Below are 13,129 nucleotides of genomic sequence, written 5' to 3' on the forward strand. Positions count from 1 at the left end.
AACTCTTACTTAACGAAAGGAGCCGGCCCATGTACCTCTTCATGCACCGCAAAGATTTGCGCGGCTACGACCTTCGCGCCTTCGACGCGATCCGGCGGCGCGGCGGCGAAGGCATTCACTTGTTCGTCTTCGATCCCGCGCTTGCCGATCGCCGGCGTCTGGACAGCCACAGCGGACGAACGTTCCTCCGCGCGCTCGCCCGGCTTTTCGCCGACTACAAGGCGGCGAACCGGACGCTGCATCTGCTCTATGGCGATCCGGGGGAGATCGCGGAAGCGCTCCTGCTGGCGATGCCGATCGCGGGGCTTGTCGTGCACGCGGATTACACGCCGTACGCGCTGCGGCGCGACGCGCGGCTGCAGCTCATCTGCGAGCGGCACGGCCGCGGATACAAAGCCTATGACGACGCGCCGCTCGTCGACTTGGCGGATTTCGACCAATTCGCCAAGCGGTCCGAGCCCTATAAAGTGTTCACGCCCTTCTACCGCATGTGGCTCGGCTATATGCGCCAATGCTACGCTCCCTCCGGGAAAACCCGTCTTGCCGAACTGCAGACGATTCGCAAGCTGGAGGGCGGCATCGATGCCCGCTTCCGCCTGCCGGCGGACATCTTCTCGCGGTTGACGGCGGCGGCGAAGGCGAACGCATCGGAGGAAAGCCCGCTGGAGCAGTTGGCCGCCTTCGCGGAATCGAGCCTGGCGGATTACGCCGAGCGTCGGGACCTTTACGCCGTGGACGCCGGAAGCGGACTTGCCCGCTGGCTGAACCATGGCACGCTTTCGCCGCGTCTGGCGTACGAGACCGTCGCCGGCCGCGACGGCGCGGAATCGTGGATTCGCCAGCTTGCCTGGCGCGACTTCTATCTCATGCAAGCCCGCCAGAATCCCGACTACTTCGCCTATGAGCGATTGCTTGACCTTAGCCCGCTGTCGGAGACGTATTTTGACGCATGGGCCGAAGCCCGAACCGGCATTCCGATCATCGACGCCGCGATGACGCAGCTGCGCGAGACGGGCGAGCTGCCGAACCGGCTGCGCATGATCGCGGCCATGTTCCTGACGAAAAACTTGCGCTGCCCGTTCACGAAAGGCGAAGATTATTTCCGGGATATGCTTGCCGATTACGACAACACGCTGAACCGCGGGGGCTGGCTGTGGAGCTCTTCGCTCGGTTATGACGCCGCGCCTTACTTCCGGATCATGAACCCGGTCACGCAATCGATGACGCACAACCCGTCCGGCAGTTACATTCGCCGCTGGCTGCCGCATCTAGCCCATCTCCCGGACAAGGAGATTCATCAGCCGATACCGGAAGCGGTCGTCGATCTGAAGCGCTCGCGGGCGCTCGCCATCGAAGCGTACCGCGACATTCTTCGCCCATCCGTTCGGCCGGACGAGCCGCCCGAAGAATAGTCGCCGGGTTGTCCAATTACGCCAAGAAGCCGTTCACAAACCGGCCGATTCGTCGTACAGTTAGATGGACAAGCCATTTCGTCCAAATTTAAGGAGGCTGCCATGAGCAACCAAGAAGTTTCCGCATCCGGCATTCCCATTTACCGCCACGAAGCGAAAGAGCGCGAGATCGATTTCGCGGCCGGCGACGAGCAAGCCATCGCGCGCATTACCGCCCATGTCGAGCAGCATATCGGGCCGGTCGCGAACGTGTTCCACGAAATCGTCTCGGACTTGGTGCATATCGATATTCTATTCGTGCCGCCGACGCCGCAGCGCAATTACCATACTCTCGTGACGTGCGGCATGAGCAACCGGCCCATGACGGTGCCCGAGGGCGCCGAGAACTTCCGCTTCGCGGAGCTCATGCTGTGTCTGCCGCCGTCGTGGCCGATGTCGGAAGAGGCGTTCCGGAACGAAGAGCACTACTGGCCGGTCCGCATGCTGAAGATGCTCGCTCGCCTTCCGCATGAATACGGCACCTGGCTGTATCACGCGCATACGATTCCGAACGGCGATCCGGCCGAACCGTATGCCCGCAATACGAAGCTGGCCGGTATGCTGGTCGAGCTGCCGACGATCGTCGACGATCTGCACGCCTTCTTCACCTTGAACATGGAACCGGACAAGGATGTGCACTTCTTCAGCTTAATCCCGCTCTACGCGGAAGAGATGGATCTCAAGCTGTCGAAAGGGACGGAGGCGCTGCGCGTGAAGCTGGATCAAGCCGGCGTGAACGAAGTGGTGCAGCTGGACCGGAAGAACGTCGCCAAGAAAAAGCTGTTCGGTCTTTTTTAAATTTATCGTGAGCACGAGCCGTTTCTCCGTGAAGAGAAGCGGCTTTTTCATGTATACAGCCCCCTTTTACGCCGCTCCGCTTCCAGCCGGAGACGAATTCCGCCCTTGGACGGGGAGCACATCAAGCCTCCGGAATGAGTCCCTTCCGCACCGCCGCTGGTAATCTATGGATAGCAACAAAAGCCGGCGAAAGGTGGAGAGAACGTTGAAGGAGAAACGAAAGAAAGGCCGTGTCTGGAAAATCATCGGCCTGCTGCTGGGCGCGGCAGCGTTGACGCTCGGGGTACTCATGTACGTGCACGTGGATTTCACGAATCCGCGGGATCTAGACCGGTTCGTCGAGGCCAAAATGAACAAATCCGGCATAACCGGCGCATCCATCGCCCTCATCGAAGACAACAAGCTCGCGCGCATCATCCATTACGGCATGGCCGATGCGGAGAAGGACAAACCGGTGACGGACGAGACGATGTTCCAGATCGCCTCGGTCTCCAAGACCGTGACGGCGACGGCGGTCATGCAGCTGGCGGAGAAGGGGAGCATCGGGCTTGACGACGACATCAACGAGTACCTGCCGTTCCGCGTTGCGCATCCGAAGTTCACGGACACGCCGATAACGTTCCGCATGCTGCTTACCCACACCTCGAGCATCGACAACAATTGGGACGTCTACGATAGTCTCTACACGCTGCATGACGGCGGCGGCGATTCTCCCCTTTCACTGGAGACGTTCCTGAGCGGATTTCTCGTATCCGGCGGCAAGTGGTACGACGAGGAAAAGAATTTTACGAACAAACAACCTGGCACGACGTTCGCGTACAGCAACATTGGTTACGGCTTGCTCGGCTACCTGGTCGAAGAAATATCGGGCATGCCGTTCCCGGCGTACACGCAGCAGCACATCTTCGACCCGCTCGGCATGACGAGCACGAAGTGGCTGCACGCGGATCTGACGGATCCTACGCGGCTCGCGATCCCCTATGAAGCAAAGAACAAGCCCATCACGCCTTATTCGTTCCCGACGTATCCGGACGGGGCGCTCAAGACGACAGCCGCCGACTTCGCGAAATTCTATCTGGCTATCATGAACGGCGGGCGCGGCGAGCACGGCAGTATTTTGACGGCCTCTTCAATTGCGGAGATGTTCAAACCGCAGGCGGACGAAGGCAACCAGGCGCTCGGCTGGTCGTACGACGTGCTGAATTCCCTCTATCTTGACGGCGTCGCCAAAGGAACGACACTCGGACACAGCGGATCCGATCCCGGTGTGACGACGATTACGGCGTTTAATCCGGACACCAAATCGGGCTTCATCGCCTTCTTCAACCAAGAGCTGGATTTGAATTTGCGGGCGCTTAATCTGCATGCGTTGATGAAACGGTTGGTTGCGGAGACGGGCATGTAACGATACGGCCCCTCACCTTGGCGCATCTCTAGGCAACACCGACGAACGTCTTCTCTTTACCCACACGTACCTCGACCTGACGACAAAAGCGGCCTCTCCCGCGAAGGGAAGAGGCCGCTTTATGCATTATGCCGGATCGGTGAGGATCGTGGTGTCCACGAGTTCACGCAGACGTTCGCGAATGCCGCCGGTCACGACGCCGCCATGATAGGCGATGACCGTCTCGATATCCAGCTCGGCCAGCTTGGCGATGCTCGCAAGCGCCGTGCGGGGATCGAGCGTATGGCGCGGGTCGAACGCGCGGAGCACGCCGTCCGCCGCGGTCAAGGCATCGCCCGCGATCAGCGTCTTGCTCGGCTGATGATACAGCGAGATGTGGTCCGGGGTATGGCCCGGCGTGTGCACGACTTGCAGTCCTCCTGCCACGGGCAGCACATCTCCGTCCCGCAGCGCGCGGTCGACCTTGACCGGCACGGCGAGCTGTTTGCTCTTCAACAGCGGCATCTCGCCCGCCAAGTAAGGCACGCCGACCTCGTGCGCCCATACTTGTACGGTACCTCCGGTCGCATCGACGAGCTCTGGCAGGCTGCCGATGTGGTCGCGGTCCTGATGCGTAATGATGATCGTCGACAGCTCCGCGAGCGGCAGCGACGCTTGCTCCAGCACCCCGCGGATCAGCTCCAACTGCCCGGGTATGCCCGTATCGACGAGAATCGCGCCTTGCTCGTCTGCCAGCAAAGCGGTATGGACGACGAACGGATTGCCGTTCACATCCATCTGGAATACGATTGTCTGAAGCCCTTGGTTCCCTAAGGCCATGTCCTCACTCCCCATCTTGGTTCATATGGAGCCCGGTAGCGCTGCATCGGGTTATATTTGCATCATGCCTGCTTCGGCTCACGGTGTCAACCGCCCGGTTGTGCGGGAGCAAACACCGCCTGGCATCCGCCTTTGCGCTTGGCCATATACATCGCGGCATCCGCCAGCTGGATCAGCTCCACCGACATCGCGGCATGGTCCGGGTAGAGCGCGACGCCGATGCTGGATGAGACGTGCAGCTCCAGCTCTTCGATGCGGTATGACTCCGACAGGCAGGCCGCGATCGACGCCGCCAGCTGTCCGACGCGCGCTCGAGTCGCATGCTCCATGATGAGTGCGAATTCATCTCCGCCCAGCCGCGCGAAGGTGACGTTCTCCTCCTGCAGCACCCGAAGCCGGTCGGCTACGGCTTGCAGCAGCAAGTCGCCTGCCCGATGGCCATATTGATCGTTCACCGGCTTGAACCGGTCCAGATCGAAGTAGCAGACCGCGACCTGCTCTCCGGATCGGGCAGCCTCATCGATTGACGCCTCCAATTTCTCAAGGAACGACTTTCGATTGAGCAGCCCGGTCAAGCCATCATGACGAGCTACGAATTCGGTCATCGCCAGCGTGGATTGCAGCCGCTCGTGCAGGCGCTCCCGCTCCGCAAAGAACAGCACCTGACGAATGATAATCAACACGACGATAAACAGCAGCGCGTATTGGATAAACGGGTTCATCCGGTCGATGAGAATGATGCCTGTCACAATCATGAGACCCAAGTAAGGCACGCCGAACTTGATCATCTGAAAGACTCGGTTTTGCTGCGGCAGCTCGTTCGACGCCGCGTTCCGCGTATCCGTCGCCTCATGCATGCAAGCCAGCGCCAACGCGAATGCGCCAACGCTCCAGCAGGCATCCAGATAGCCCTCGATATCCAGCTCCCGAATATCCACGAACAGCCAGTACGCTGTATCGCCGGCAATATAAAGCAGGAAGGCGAGGACAATATATGACCGGGCCGCCCGGCTATATAGACGATCGCTATTCAACACCCAGATGAACAGAATAAACAGCATCAAGGCATCGGCAATCGGGTACAGCATATTGACCGCGACCGACAGGTCGATCCCTTCGGTCCACGCATCGGTATACGCCGGTTTGATGACGAATTCCCAGCTAACGACCAAGAGGCTGACCAAGAGCGAGAGCGAGTCGGTGACGAGACGGAACCGCTCCTTGCCGCCGCGCACCAATTGCGCCATTGCCACCACGAGCAGTCCGGACTGCAGCAGCCACAGCACATCTGCCGCGCTTAGCTCCGGCGTGGGGGTCTGCCAGATCCAATCGCTGGCCGCCCACATGGATTGCGCGAGCGTTTCAAGCACCAGCGTAAAGACGATCAATCGCCAAAATCGACGCTTTCCGGCTTCAACCCGTTTCAGCATCGGCAGCATGAAGGCTATCGCGAGTGCCGGAGCCACGATATTCATCACGTAAAGCAGGTCGCTATCCCCGTCCGAACGAATCATCTCGAAGAACTGAAAACAAAGAAAAACAGTAAAAAGTACAAGGGCGTTAGGCCGCGATCGTGCATTCATAGTTGTTCCCCCGTGCATACTTGGTATATATAGGGCAAAAAGGCATCCGCTTCTGACGCGAATGCCTCGGGGCAAGCGGTCTGGCAGCCGTTGCGCGCGCGCGTTAGGCCCATGACTTTGCGTCCTTACTTTTCAGTAAGTTTGCCGAAACGTGATCGTGATAGGTCATATTATCGTAATCTAGTTATACAGCGATTGGCGATTATTTTCCATGACCAATACTTACAAGAACAGGATGCAGACAGGTATACATGGCAAGGAATTGTCGATTTAGGCAGAACGAGGTCTTCTCCGTCAGCTCTATAAAAAGCCTCCGGCTCCGCTGCTTAGCGGGCTCGAAGGCTTCTGAATCGTATGGCGCGTCATGCATATGACCGCCGAGGGCTTGTATGCATCCAGGCACATCCCGTTCACGTCACATCCGCCGGAATCTGACACAGCACGTAACGCCCCGTCCATTGTGTCGTCGTGGCGATCGCCGTTCGGCCGTTCCGCTCGAAGAACAGACCGGCGCCTTCTTGATCCTTGAACGTCCATCCTCGCTCCGCGAACCATCGTTTGACCTTCTCCTTCGCATCGCTTGTCCTCGTCAGATACCAGTCGGAGCGCGCGTCCTCCCCCACCTTCGCCAGCGTGTCCGCGGGCGCCTGCCGGACGATCGCGAGCGCCTCTTTACGGCTAACGGAATCGAAGGGGAGAGGGGGATAATAGCTTTTGCTCCAGAGGATCATCCCCGCGATTGCAGCCAGGCACAGGAGCAAGAGGCCGGTAACATAGGCCCCTATTCGACGGATTGTCATCCTTTTCACCTCCGAAGATGGCAAGCTTTCGCAGCTCCGAAGCTAGTTCGGCGTATGAAGCAGGCTGCCCGCCTCATCGTAGTAGTTGTAAGCGAAACGGTAGGCATGTTCCTCGGTATTCGGCAGCTCGAGCCAAGTCGCCGTCTTCTGGCGGACAGGGAACGTCTGCACGATCGTCTCGTCGTTCACGGTGAGCTCGAGCTTGGCGACTTCGCTTCGTTCATTGGCTACGAATAGAAATTGCGGCAGGTTTCCGGACTCCTTATCCGGAAATATAAGAAAATCGGCAAAATCATGCCTTGCCGGTCCTTCGGTATCGATCATCGGGTAGTTCCCTTTGTCATTTTGCTTAAAATGAATATTGGCCGGTTTGCCATCAGCCAAAAACGCCACGTAGCGGTCAGCGCCGATATCCCGGGTTTCCAGCAGCTCGACCGCGGCGCCGCGATAGCTGTCGATCGATTGAATAACCTCAATCACCGACTGATTATCATTGCCGTAAAGCTGCTTGTCTTTGCCCGACGTGTAAAGGATGAGGATCGCAAGCAGAGCGACGGCGGCGAGTATGAAGCCGTTCGATTTATAGTTGCGGTTCATGGCGTGCCCTCCTACTCGTCCGTCATCTCGGTCAAGCTGGCCATGAAGTCCTCGAACGAAGCCGCAATCGGCATGGTCTCGACGCCGGTTATTGCCATGCCATCCGCATACACGCCTTCTTCCCACTCCTCCACCACCTGCACGATCGGCGGATTGTCGCCTGCTTCTTCGCGGTAATCGAAGAAATAATATTCGCCGAACGGATCCCATGCGAACGGAACGAGCTTATCCGGAAAGCCCCGGCTCTCCGCGAACATCCGATGTTTAGCGGGCAAATAATCGTCGCTGGTTGGATTGAAGTTCAAAAATCCGCTCAGCAGCAGCGTCCCTTCGCCGTCCGGCAGGACGACCTGCATGACCGACTCCGGCTGCGCCCCCTCCTCCAGCATGCGGAGGAATGCGGGCGGATACGGGAACTCGCCGGGCTCGCCGGCAATCTCGCGCTCGGGAGGCGGCGGCAATGAGACTTCCGCGTACGGCTCCTCGGGCTCGCCAGGCATCAACAGCGTCGGAGCCATCGAACCGTCCATCAATTCCGCATAGGGCATCTCAACCAGGCTCATGACCGTGCTCGACACCTCGTATTCCGAGAGCGGATTCACGGAGATCAACACCAGCAGAAACAACGCCGCTAAGCCTCGTCGCCAGTAACGTGGACGCCGCTTGGCTTTGTCGCGTCCTTCCTCTTCCGCTTCCTCCGCTGGCCCGACCAGCTCCTCTCGCCAATCGGCCTCAGCCGTCAACGCGGTGATCAGCTCATCCGCCTCTTCGTACCGGTCACTTGGCACGTGAAGCTCGATCGGGAACGGCGCGCTCCCCATGAACACGCGCATATAGCCGCCGGCCCCCGGCTCGCGGCGGAAATAAGGGATGCTTTCCGTCTCCAGCAATTGCTCGAAGAACATCGCCTCCAGCTCGCTGCAATCGCGCAGTTTCACATAATGGCGCCTGTCCGCCAGCTTCATATCCAACCTGCTCTCCCCCTCTATGCAAGGCTCCTGCGATTTCGATCCGATCGTCAAGGAACCATATTGTACCATGAATTCCAATTTGCCTGTACCTTTAACTTTTAAACGACGCCGAAGCTCTTTTTGTTCCTTGGACTTGCGGCCCGATGCCGATTCTCGCGCAGCCCAAAAAGGAGCCGACGACGAACGACCGCTCCGTAGGTTTGAGATTGCCGGCCATGCCGCCGGCTCGAGCTTGTGCAGATTCAGTCGCCGGATGACTCTGCGTCGCTCTCGCCTCGAATGCGGCGGCCGAACGAGACTTTACGCGGCAGCTCCGTTCCTTTCAACGCCTCATAGGCATCCTTCACATTCGGCACATACTGCTTCGTCATCAGCCAACCCTGAATCATCGAGCGTATAACGGCCAAATCCGGGGCCTCGAGCTTCGCAAGCTCCGGCTCGTCAAACCGAATCTCGCGGCCAAAATGCCGTTCAAGCGCCGTCGCGATTTTACGTTGTTCTTCGATCGTCAGCTGTTCATATTGCGCAATAAGCAGCTTCAAATCCGAATTATGCATCTCGGAGTTCCTCCTCTGTCGTTCAGGTGTACGCTGGTCCAAGCATCTATTGTTCATCGTCTTCAAGCCCCAACGACTCCACTCGATGCCGGGTGCTCTCTCCGAAGAATGAAGAAACGGGCTAAAGAAGTAGCGATGCTTCGCGTATATGCCGCCAGTTGCGATAATCGCGATCAACAGACGCCAAGCCATCGATATCTCCTTTCCCAGTACCTTCTATCAAATTACAAAATCTTGCTTATTGTATCACCTCGCACTAACGTTCGTCTTGTAAATCCATTCAAAAAATATAACTCTCTCGTGGTTATGGACCTACTCTTCCCATGCAAAAAACCTGCCCGCCGCGGTGCGCAAGCGCGCAAACGCAGACAAGCAGGTCCTCTATGCGAAATCAACAGCGGCTAGGCGCCTTTAACCCCCAAGCCCGTCTTCGGCTCGCGCGGCAGCCGCCGCTTCATGTTCGTGATCGCGACGCCGGCCAGGATCAGCACGCCGCCGCCGAGCTGCGCGAGCAGGATCGGATCGCCCAGCGCGAAATGACTGACGATAATCGCGATGAACGGCGGTATGTTCATGAACATCGCGCTCATGGACGCGCCCGCCACCGCGATCCCGGAATTCCACCAGAAGCCGGCCAATCCTTGGCCGATGACGGCGACGCAGACGAGCAGCATCCACGTGAGCACCCGATGGCTCGCATGCAGATCGCCGCTGATGGCCTCGACCGCGACGGCCGGCGACATGAGGATCGTGCCGATCACCGTGGCGTAGATCGTGACCTCGTACGCGGACATCGCCGCCGTCAGCTTGCGGATGAACAAGAGGCTGACGGACATGCCCAGCATCGCGACCAGCAAGTATACGTCGCCGTGCGAGATGCCAAGCTCTTTGCCTCCGTAGAGCACGATGCAGACGACGCCGACGAGCGCGATGATCGCGCCGGCCAGCTTTTGCCCGGTAATGACTTCCTTCAGGAAGACGCGAGACAGCAGCGTCGTGGCGATCGGGGACAGCGCGACGATCAGCGCCGCGTTGCCCGCCGTCGACTCCTGCAGCCCGGTGAAGTAGAACAGCTGGTTAATCAGCGTGCCGGTAATGCCCGCCATGAGCAAGAGACCCCACTCGCGCATCGTCGGCCTCCGCATCGATTTGTTAATTATCGCCACCGAGATGAGGAAGAGCGACATGACGACGAGCCGTGCGAACGACAAGAAGATCGGAGAGAATTCGCGCAGCATGTACGCGCTCGCCACGTAGTTGCCTCCCCACAGCAGGGAGACGCCCCATAATTTAAGATATACCGTACGATCTGACATGATAGTGTGTTCTCCTTGATTGCCAATATAAATGCTTCGGGACGGAGACGGATTCCCCCATCCCCATCTTCTAGCCGCGCGGCCGACGCTTCAGCGCGTTCGCCCGCGCGAGCCGCTCGGCGAAGCCGTCGCGGAGCATCCGAAGCTTCTCCATCTTCTCGTCGATATGTCCGAGAATGTCCTCCAGCCGCTGCGCGGCCTCCTCCAGCAGCGCATCGCGTTCTTCTTCCGTATGCGGCTCCTGGTAGTAGGAAGCCTTGAGCCGGTCGAGTTCTTCCTCTGCCTGCAAAATATCGCGGATCTCCTGCAGCGAAGCGCCCAGCACCTGCTTCAGCTTCAGAATATGCCGGGTGCGCGCCAGCATGCTCTCGCAATAGAGCCGATGGCGTCCTTCGGTGCGGGAGACGCCTGGCAGCAGGCCGACCTCCTCGTAATAATGCAGCGTCCGGGCGGTAATGCCGAGCTGCCGCGTCACTTCCTCCACCGTATATTTCCGGATTTCCGTCATCGGGCGGAAGCGGCCTCCTTTCGTCCACCTGAACGCAAACCAATCCGTTTGGCACGACACGCGCCTCGCCGCAAAAGACGGCGATAGCCGTTTCGCCTGGGGTGTTCATGATCTCCCTACCATACCAGATTCCGAAGCTTACGTTAACGTTAGATTTTGGTTATACAAGGTGAAACGGCTGTCGCCCATTGGCGGCGCAGCAAGTTTCATTCCGGAGAAGCGGATTGGTTTGCGTTCACAATCCAAGGATTGGGAATGCAGCATTCGGCGATCGTGAAATACAAGATGATTTATAAACGTGTAACTTATAAATTCTTGTATTTAAAGAAAAAAACCTTTGCAGTCAACGGTAGATATACCGCCCGCAAAGGTTTTCTGCTCGTTCGCTACATGCCGCCTTACACTCGCTCCGCCGTTCGCTTCGCTTCCGCGTAGCGATTAACCGGAATCGCAAGTCCCAGATTACCGCGCAGCGTATCGCTCTCGTATTCGGTCCGGAACAAGCCTCTCTCCTGCAGAATTGGCACGACGTGCGCAATGAAATCCTCCAGCCCGCGAGGCACCGAGGAGCCGACCATGAAGCCGTCGGCGGCGCCCGCCTCGAACCATTCCTGCACCCGGTCCGCGACTTGCTCCGGCGTGCCGATGAAGGTCGGACGCGGCGTCGCGACCGACAGCGCGACCTGCCGCAGCGTCAGCCCCTTCTCCTTCGCCTGCGCCTTGATGCGGTCCGTGCTGCTCTGGAAGCTGTTGCGCCCGAGGTCGCCCAGCTCCGGGAACGGCGCGTCCAGCTCGTACTGGGAGAAATCGTGATGCTCGAAGAACCGGCCCAGGTAGAGCAGCGCGTTCTCCGGCGACACGAGATCGACGACCTCCTGGTATTTGCGCTCGGCTTCCTCTTCGGTCGAACCGATGACCGGCCCGATGCCCGGGAAGATCAGAATCTCGTCCGGATTCCGGCCGAATCCGGCCGCGCGGCGCTTCACATCCTGATAGAACGCGATCGCCTCTTCGACCGTCTCGTGTCCGGTGAAGATCGCATCGGCTTCCTTGGCCGCGTAGTTCCGCCCGACCTCGGATGCCCCGGCCTGGAAAATAACCGGCCGGCCCTGCTTGCTGCGCGCGATGTTCAGCGGTCCCTTCACCGAGAAAAATTCGCCCTCGTGATCCAGCGCGTGCATTTTCGCCGGATCGAAGAACACGCCCGATGCCTTGTCGCGCACGAACGCGTCGTCTTCCCACGAGTCCCACAGTCCGCGCGTCACCTCGAGATATTCCGTCGCGATCCGGTACCGCTTGGCATGGTCCGGATGCTCCTTCTTCCCATAATTGAGCGCCGAGCCTTCGAGCGGAGAAGTCACGACGTTCCAACCCGCGCGGCCGCCGCTGATGACGTCGAGGGAGCCGAACTGGCGCGCCACCGTGAACGGCTCGCTGTAGGACGTCGACAGCGTCCCGACGAGGCCGATGTGCTTACTGACCGAGGCGAGCGCGCTTAGGATCGTAATCGGCTCGAACCGGTTCAAGAAGTGGGGGATCGATTTTTCATTAATATAGAGACCGTCGGCGATGAAGGCCAGATCGAACTTGCCGGCTTCGGCTTGCTCGACCCATCGTTTATACACCTCGAAATTGACGCTCGCATCGGACGGGACGTCCGGATGACGCCAGAGCGACGTGCTGCTGCCGACGCCGTGCAGCATCGCGCCGAGCTTTAATTGTCTGCGTCTGCTCATGCCGGCTGCCCTCCTTGCGCGGCGGATGCCGGGAGACTGGCGGACGGCAGACTGCATGACGAAGACTCGCCGGATGCGACGGCCGCCGGCGCCTTCGCGCTCGGTCGGGCTTCGCCGCCGCGCTCAGCCTCGTATGCCTGCTTGATCCGTTCGATCTGATTCAGATGCGTCTGGACATGCTTCGAGAAGCCGCGAATGATATCGCGAACGCGCACCGTCTCGCCTTTGAAATTAATGCCCTTCTTATCCAAATCCGCTTCGCCAAGCCGCCGGAACAGCTGGCCGTTATAGCGGAGCAGCCCCCAGAATGCGTCGAGAATCTCATAGACGTCGCTGTCGTTGGCATGCTGCCCGGACACCCATAGATCTTGGTTGAACGCCGGCAGCTGCGCTTTCGTATCCGCCAGAATATCCCGGATGCGGAAGGAGACGACGATATTATGATCGGCCAAGTGGGCCAGCACTTCGGCGACGCTCCATTTGGTCTCGGACTCTTTCCACTTCAGCTGTTCCTCATTCAGGCCCGCAATGGCCCGGGTCAGCTGCAGATGCGTGTCCAGATAGGACTGGATATCGGTTTCGCTCATA

General features: G+C 59.0%; 13 protein-coding genes and 1 riboswitch. Of the genes, 3 read left to right on the forward strand and 10 right to left on the reverse strand.

The features are described from left to right. Positions 1–29 precede the first annotated feature (29 nt). The 3 genes from ACFSKT_RS22185 to ACFSKT_RS22195 all read left to right on the forward strand — a co-directional run bounded on the left by ACFSKT_RS22185 (position 30) and on the right by ACFSKT_RS22195 (position 3,654). Positions 30–1,412 (forward strand): cryptochrome/photolyase family protein, encoded by a 1,383-nt coding sequence (locus ACFSKT_RS22185; protein ID WP_377716447.1) that lies wholly within the window; start codon positions 30–32, stop codon positions 1,410–1,412. Between the two features lie 102 nt (positions 1,413–1,514). Continuing rightward, positions 1,515–2,249 (forward strand): suppressor of fused domain protein, encoded by a 735-nt coding sequence (locus ACFSKT_RS22190; protein ID WP_377716446.1) that lies wholly within the window; start codon positions 1,515–1,517, stop codon positions 2,247–2,249. Positions 2,250–2,454: 205 nt separating this feature from the next. After that, positions 2,455–3,654 (forward strand): serine hydrolase domain-containing protein, encoded by a 1,200-nt coding sequence (locus ACFSKT_RS22195; RefSeq protein ID WP_377716444.1) that lies wholly within the window; start codon positions 2,455–2,457, stop codon positions 3,652–3,654. Positions 3,655–3,780: 126 nt separating this feature from the next. On the opposite strand, the gene ACFSKT_RS22200 is transcribed toward ACFSKT_RS22195, so the two are convergent. The 10 genes from ACFSKT_RS22200 to ACFSKT_RS22245 form a co-directional block, all read right to left on the reverse strand. Further along, positions 3,781–4,473, reverse strand: coding sequence for an MBL fold metallo-hydrolase (locus tag ACFSKT_RS22200; RefSeq protein WP_377716443.1), 693 nt, complete (start codon positions 4,471–4,473; stop codon positions 3,781–3,783). An 86-nt stretch (positions 4,474–4,559) separates the two neighbouring features. After that, entirely contained in the window at positions 4,560–6,056 is a 1,497-nt protein-coding gene (locus ACFSKT_RS22205) for a diguanylate cyclase domain-containing protein (protein WP_377716441.1), read from the reverse strand. 71 nt (positions 6,057–6,127) lie between these two features. Next, a riboswitch (cyclic di-GMP riboswitch) is annotated at positions 6,128–6,212 on the reverse strand. 254 nt (positions 6,213–6,466) lie between these two features. Next, entirely contained in the window at positions 6,467–6,856 is a 390-nt protein-coding gene (locus tag ACFSKT_RS22210) for a hypothetical protein (protein WP_377716439.1), read from the reverse strand. Between the two features lie 42 nt (positions 6,857–6,898). Beyond that, complete coding sequence (locus ACFSKT_RS22215; protein WP_377716438.1) at positions 6,899–7,453, reverse strand: hypothetical protein; 555 nt, start codon at positions 7,451–7,453, stop codon at positions 6,899–6,901. Between the two features lie 11 nt (positions 7,454–7,464). Beyond that, a complete protein-coding gene (locus ACFSKT_RS22220) occupies positions 7,465–8,418 on the reverse strand; it encodes an SMI1/KNR4 family protein (protein WP_377716634.1) in 954 nt (317 codons plus the stop codon). A 248-nt stretch (positions 8,419–8,666) separates the two neighbouring features. Continuing rightward, positions 8,667–8,981, reverse strand: coding sequence for a hypothetical protein (locus ACFSKT_RS22225; RefSeq protein ID WP_377716436.1), 315 nt, complete (start codon positions 8,979–8,981; stop codon positions 8,667–8,669). Positions 8,982–9,382: 401 nt separating this feature from the next. Beyond that, positions 9,383–10,297: a DMT family transporter gene (locus tag ACFSKT_RS22230; protein WP_377716434.1), complete on the reverse strand. Its 915-nt coding sequence runs from the start codon at positions 10,295–10,297 to the stop codon at positions 9,383–9,385. A gap of 70 nt (positions 10,298–10,367) precedes the next feature. Then, positions 10,368–10,805, reverse strand: a complete 438-nt coding sequence (locus ACFSKT_RS22235) for a MerR family transcriptional regulator (protein WP_377716433.1) — start codon at positions 10,803–10,805, stop codon at positions 10,368–10,370. A 398-nt stretch (positions 10,806–11,203) separates the two neighbouring features. Further along, entirely contained in the window at positions 11,204–12,541 is a 1,338-nt protein-coding gene (locus ACFSKT_RS22240; RefSeq protein ID WP_377716431.1) for an LLM class flavin-dependent oxidoreductase, read from the reverse strand. After that, a complete protein-coding gene (locus tag ACFSKT_RS22245) occupies positions 12,538–13,128 on the reverse strand; it encodes a DinB family protein (RefSeq protein ID WP_377716429.1) in 591 nt (196 codons plus the stop codon). Before ACFSKT_RS22245 ends, ACFSKT_RS22240 begins: the two co-directional genes overlap by 4 nt. Position 13,129: the final 1 nt, after the last annotated feature.

Origin of the sequence: Paenibacillus xanthanilyticus, from assembly GCF_042682185.1 — a bacterium.
In the GTDB taxonomy this organism is placed as follows: domain Bacteria; phylum Bacillota; class Bacilli; order Paenibacillales; family Paenibacillaceae; genus Paenibacillus_Z; species Paenibacillus_Z xanthanilyticus.

Excerpts from the sequence above, each read along its gene's own strand:
- ACFSKT_RS22185 (WP_377716447.1), top strand. The coding sequence starts at position 30 with ATGTACCTCTTCATGCACCGCAAAGATTTGCGCGGCTACGACCTTCGC.
- ACFSKT_RS22190 (WP_377716446.1), top strand. The coding sequence starts at position 1,515 with ATGAGCAACCAAGAAGTTTCCGCATCCGGCATTCCCATTTACCGCCAC.
- ACFSKT_RS22200 (WP_377716443.1), bottom strand. The coding sequence starts at position 4,473 with ATGGCCTTAGGGAACCAAGGGCTTCAGACAATCGTATTCCAGATGGAT.
- ACFSKT_RS22205 (WP_377716441.1), bottom strand. The coding sequence starts at position 6,056 with ATGAATGCACGATCGCGGCCTAACGCCCTTGTACTTTTTACTGTTTTT.
- ACFSKT_RS22210 (WP_377716439.1), bottom strand. The coding sequence starts at position 6,856 with ATGACAATCCGTCGAATAGGGGCCTATGTTACCGGCCTCTTGCTCCTG.
- ACFSKT_RS22215 (WP_377716438.1), bottom strand. The coding sequence starts at position 7,453 with ATGAACCGCAACTATAAATCGAACGGCTTCATACTCGCCGCCGTCGCT.
- ACFSKT_RS22220 (WP_377716634.1), bottom strand. The coding sequence starts at position 8,418 with ATGAAGCTGGCGGACAGGCGCCATTATGTGAAACTGCGCGATTGCAGC.
- ACFSKT_RS22225 (WP_377716436.1), bottom strand. The coding sequence starts at position 8,981 with ATGCATAATTCGGATTTGAAGCTGCTTATTGCGCAATATGAACAGCTG.
- ACFSKT_RS22230 (WP_377716434.1), bottom strand. The coding sequence starts at position 10,297 with ATGTCAGATCGTACGGTATATCTTAAATTATGGGGCGTCTCCCTGCTG.
- ACFSKT_RS22235 (WP_377716433.1), bottom strand. The coding sequence starts at position 10,805 with ATGACGGAAATCCGGAAATATACGGTGGAGGAAGTGACGCGGCAGCTC.
- ACFSKT_RS22240 (WP_377716431.1), bottom strand. The coding sequence starts at position 12,541 with ATGAGCAGACGCAGACAATTAAAGCTCGGCGCGATGCTGCACGGCGTC.
- ACFSKT_RS22245 (WP_377716429.1), bottom strand. The coding sequence starts at position 13,128 with ATGAGCGAAACCGATATCCAGTCCTATCTGGACACGCATCTGCAGCTG.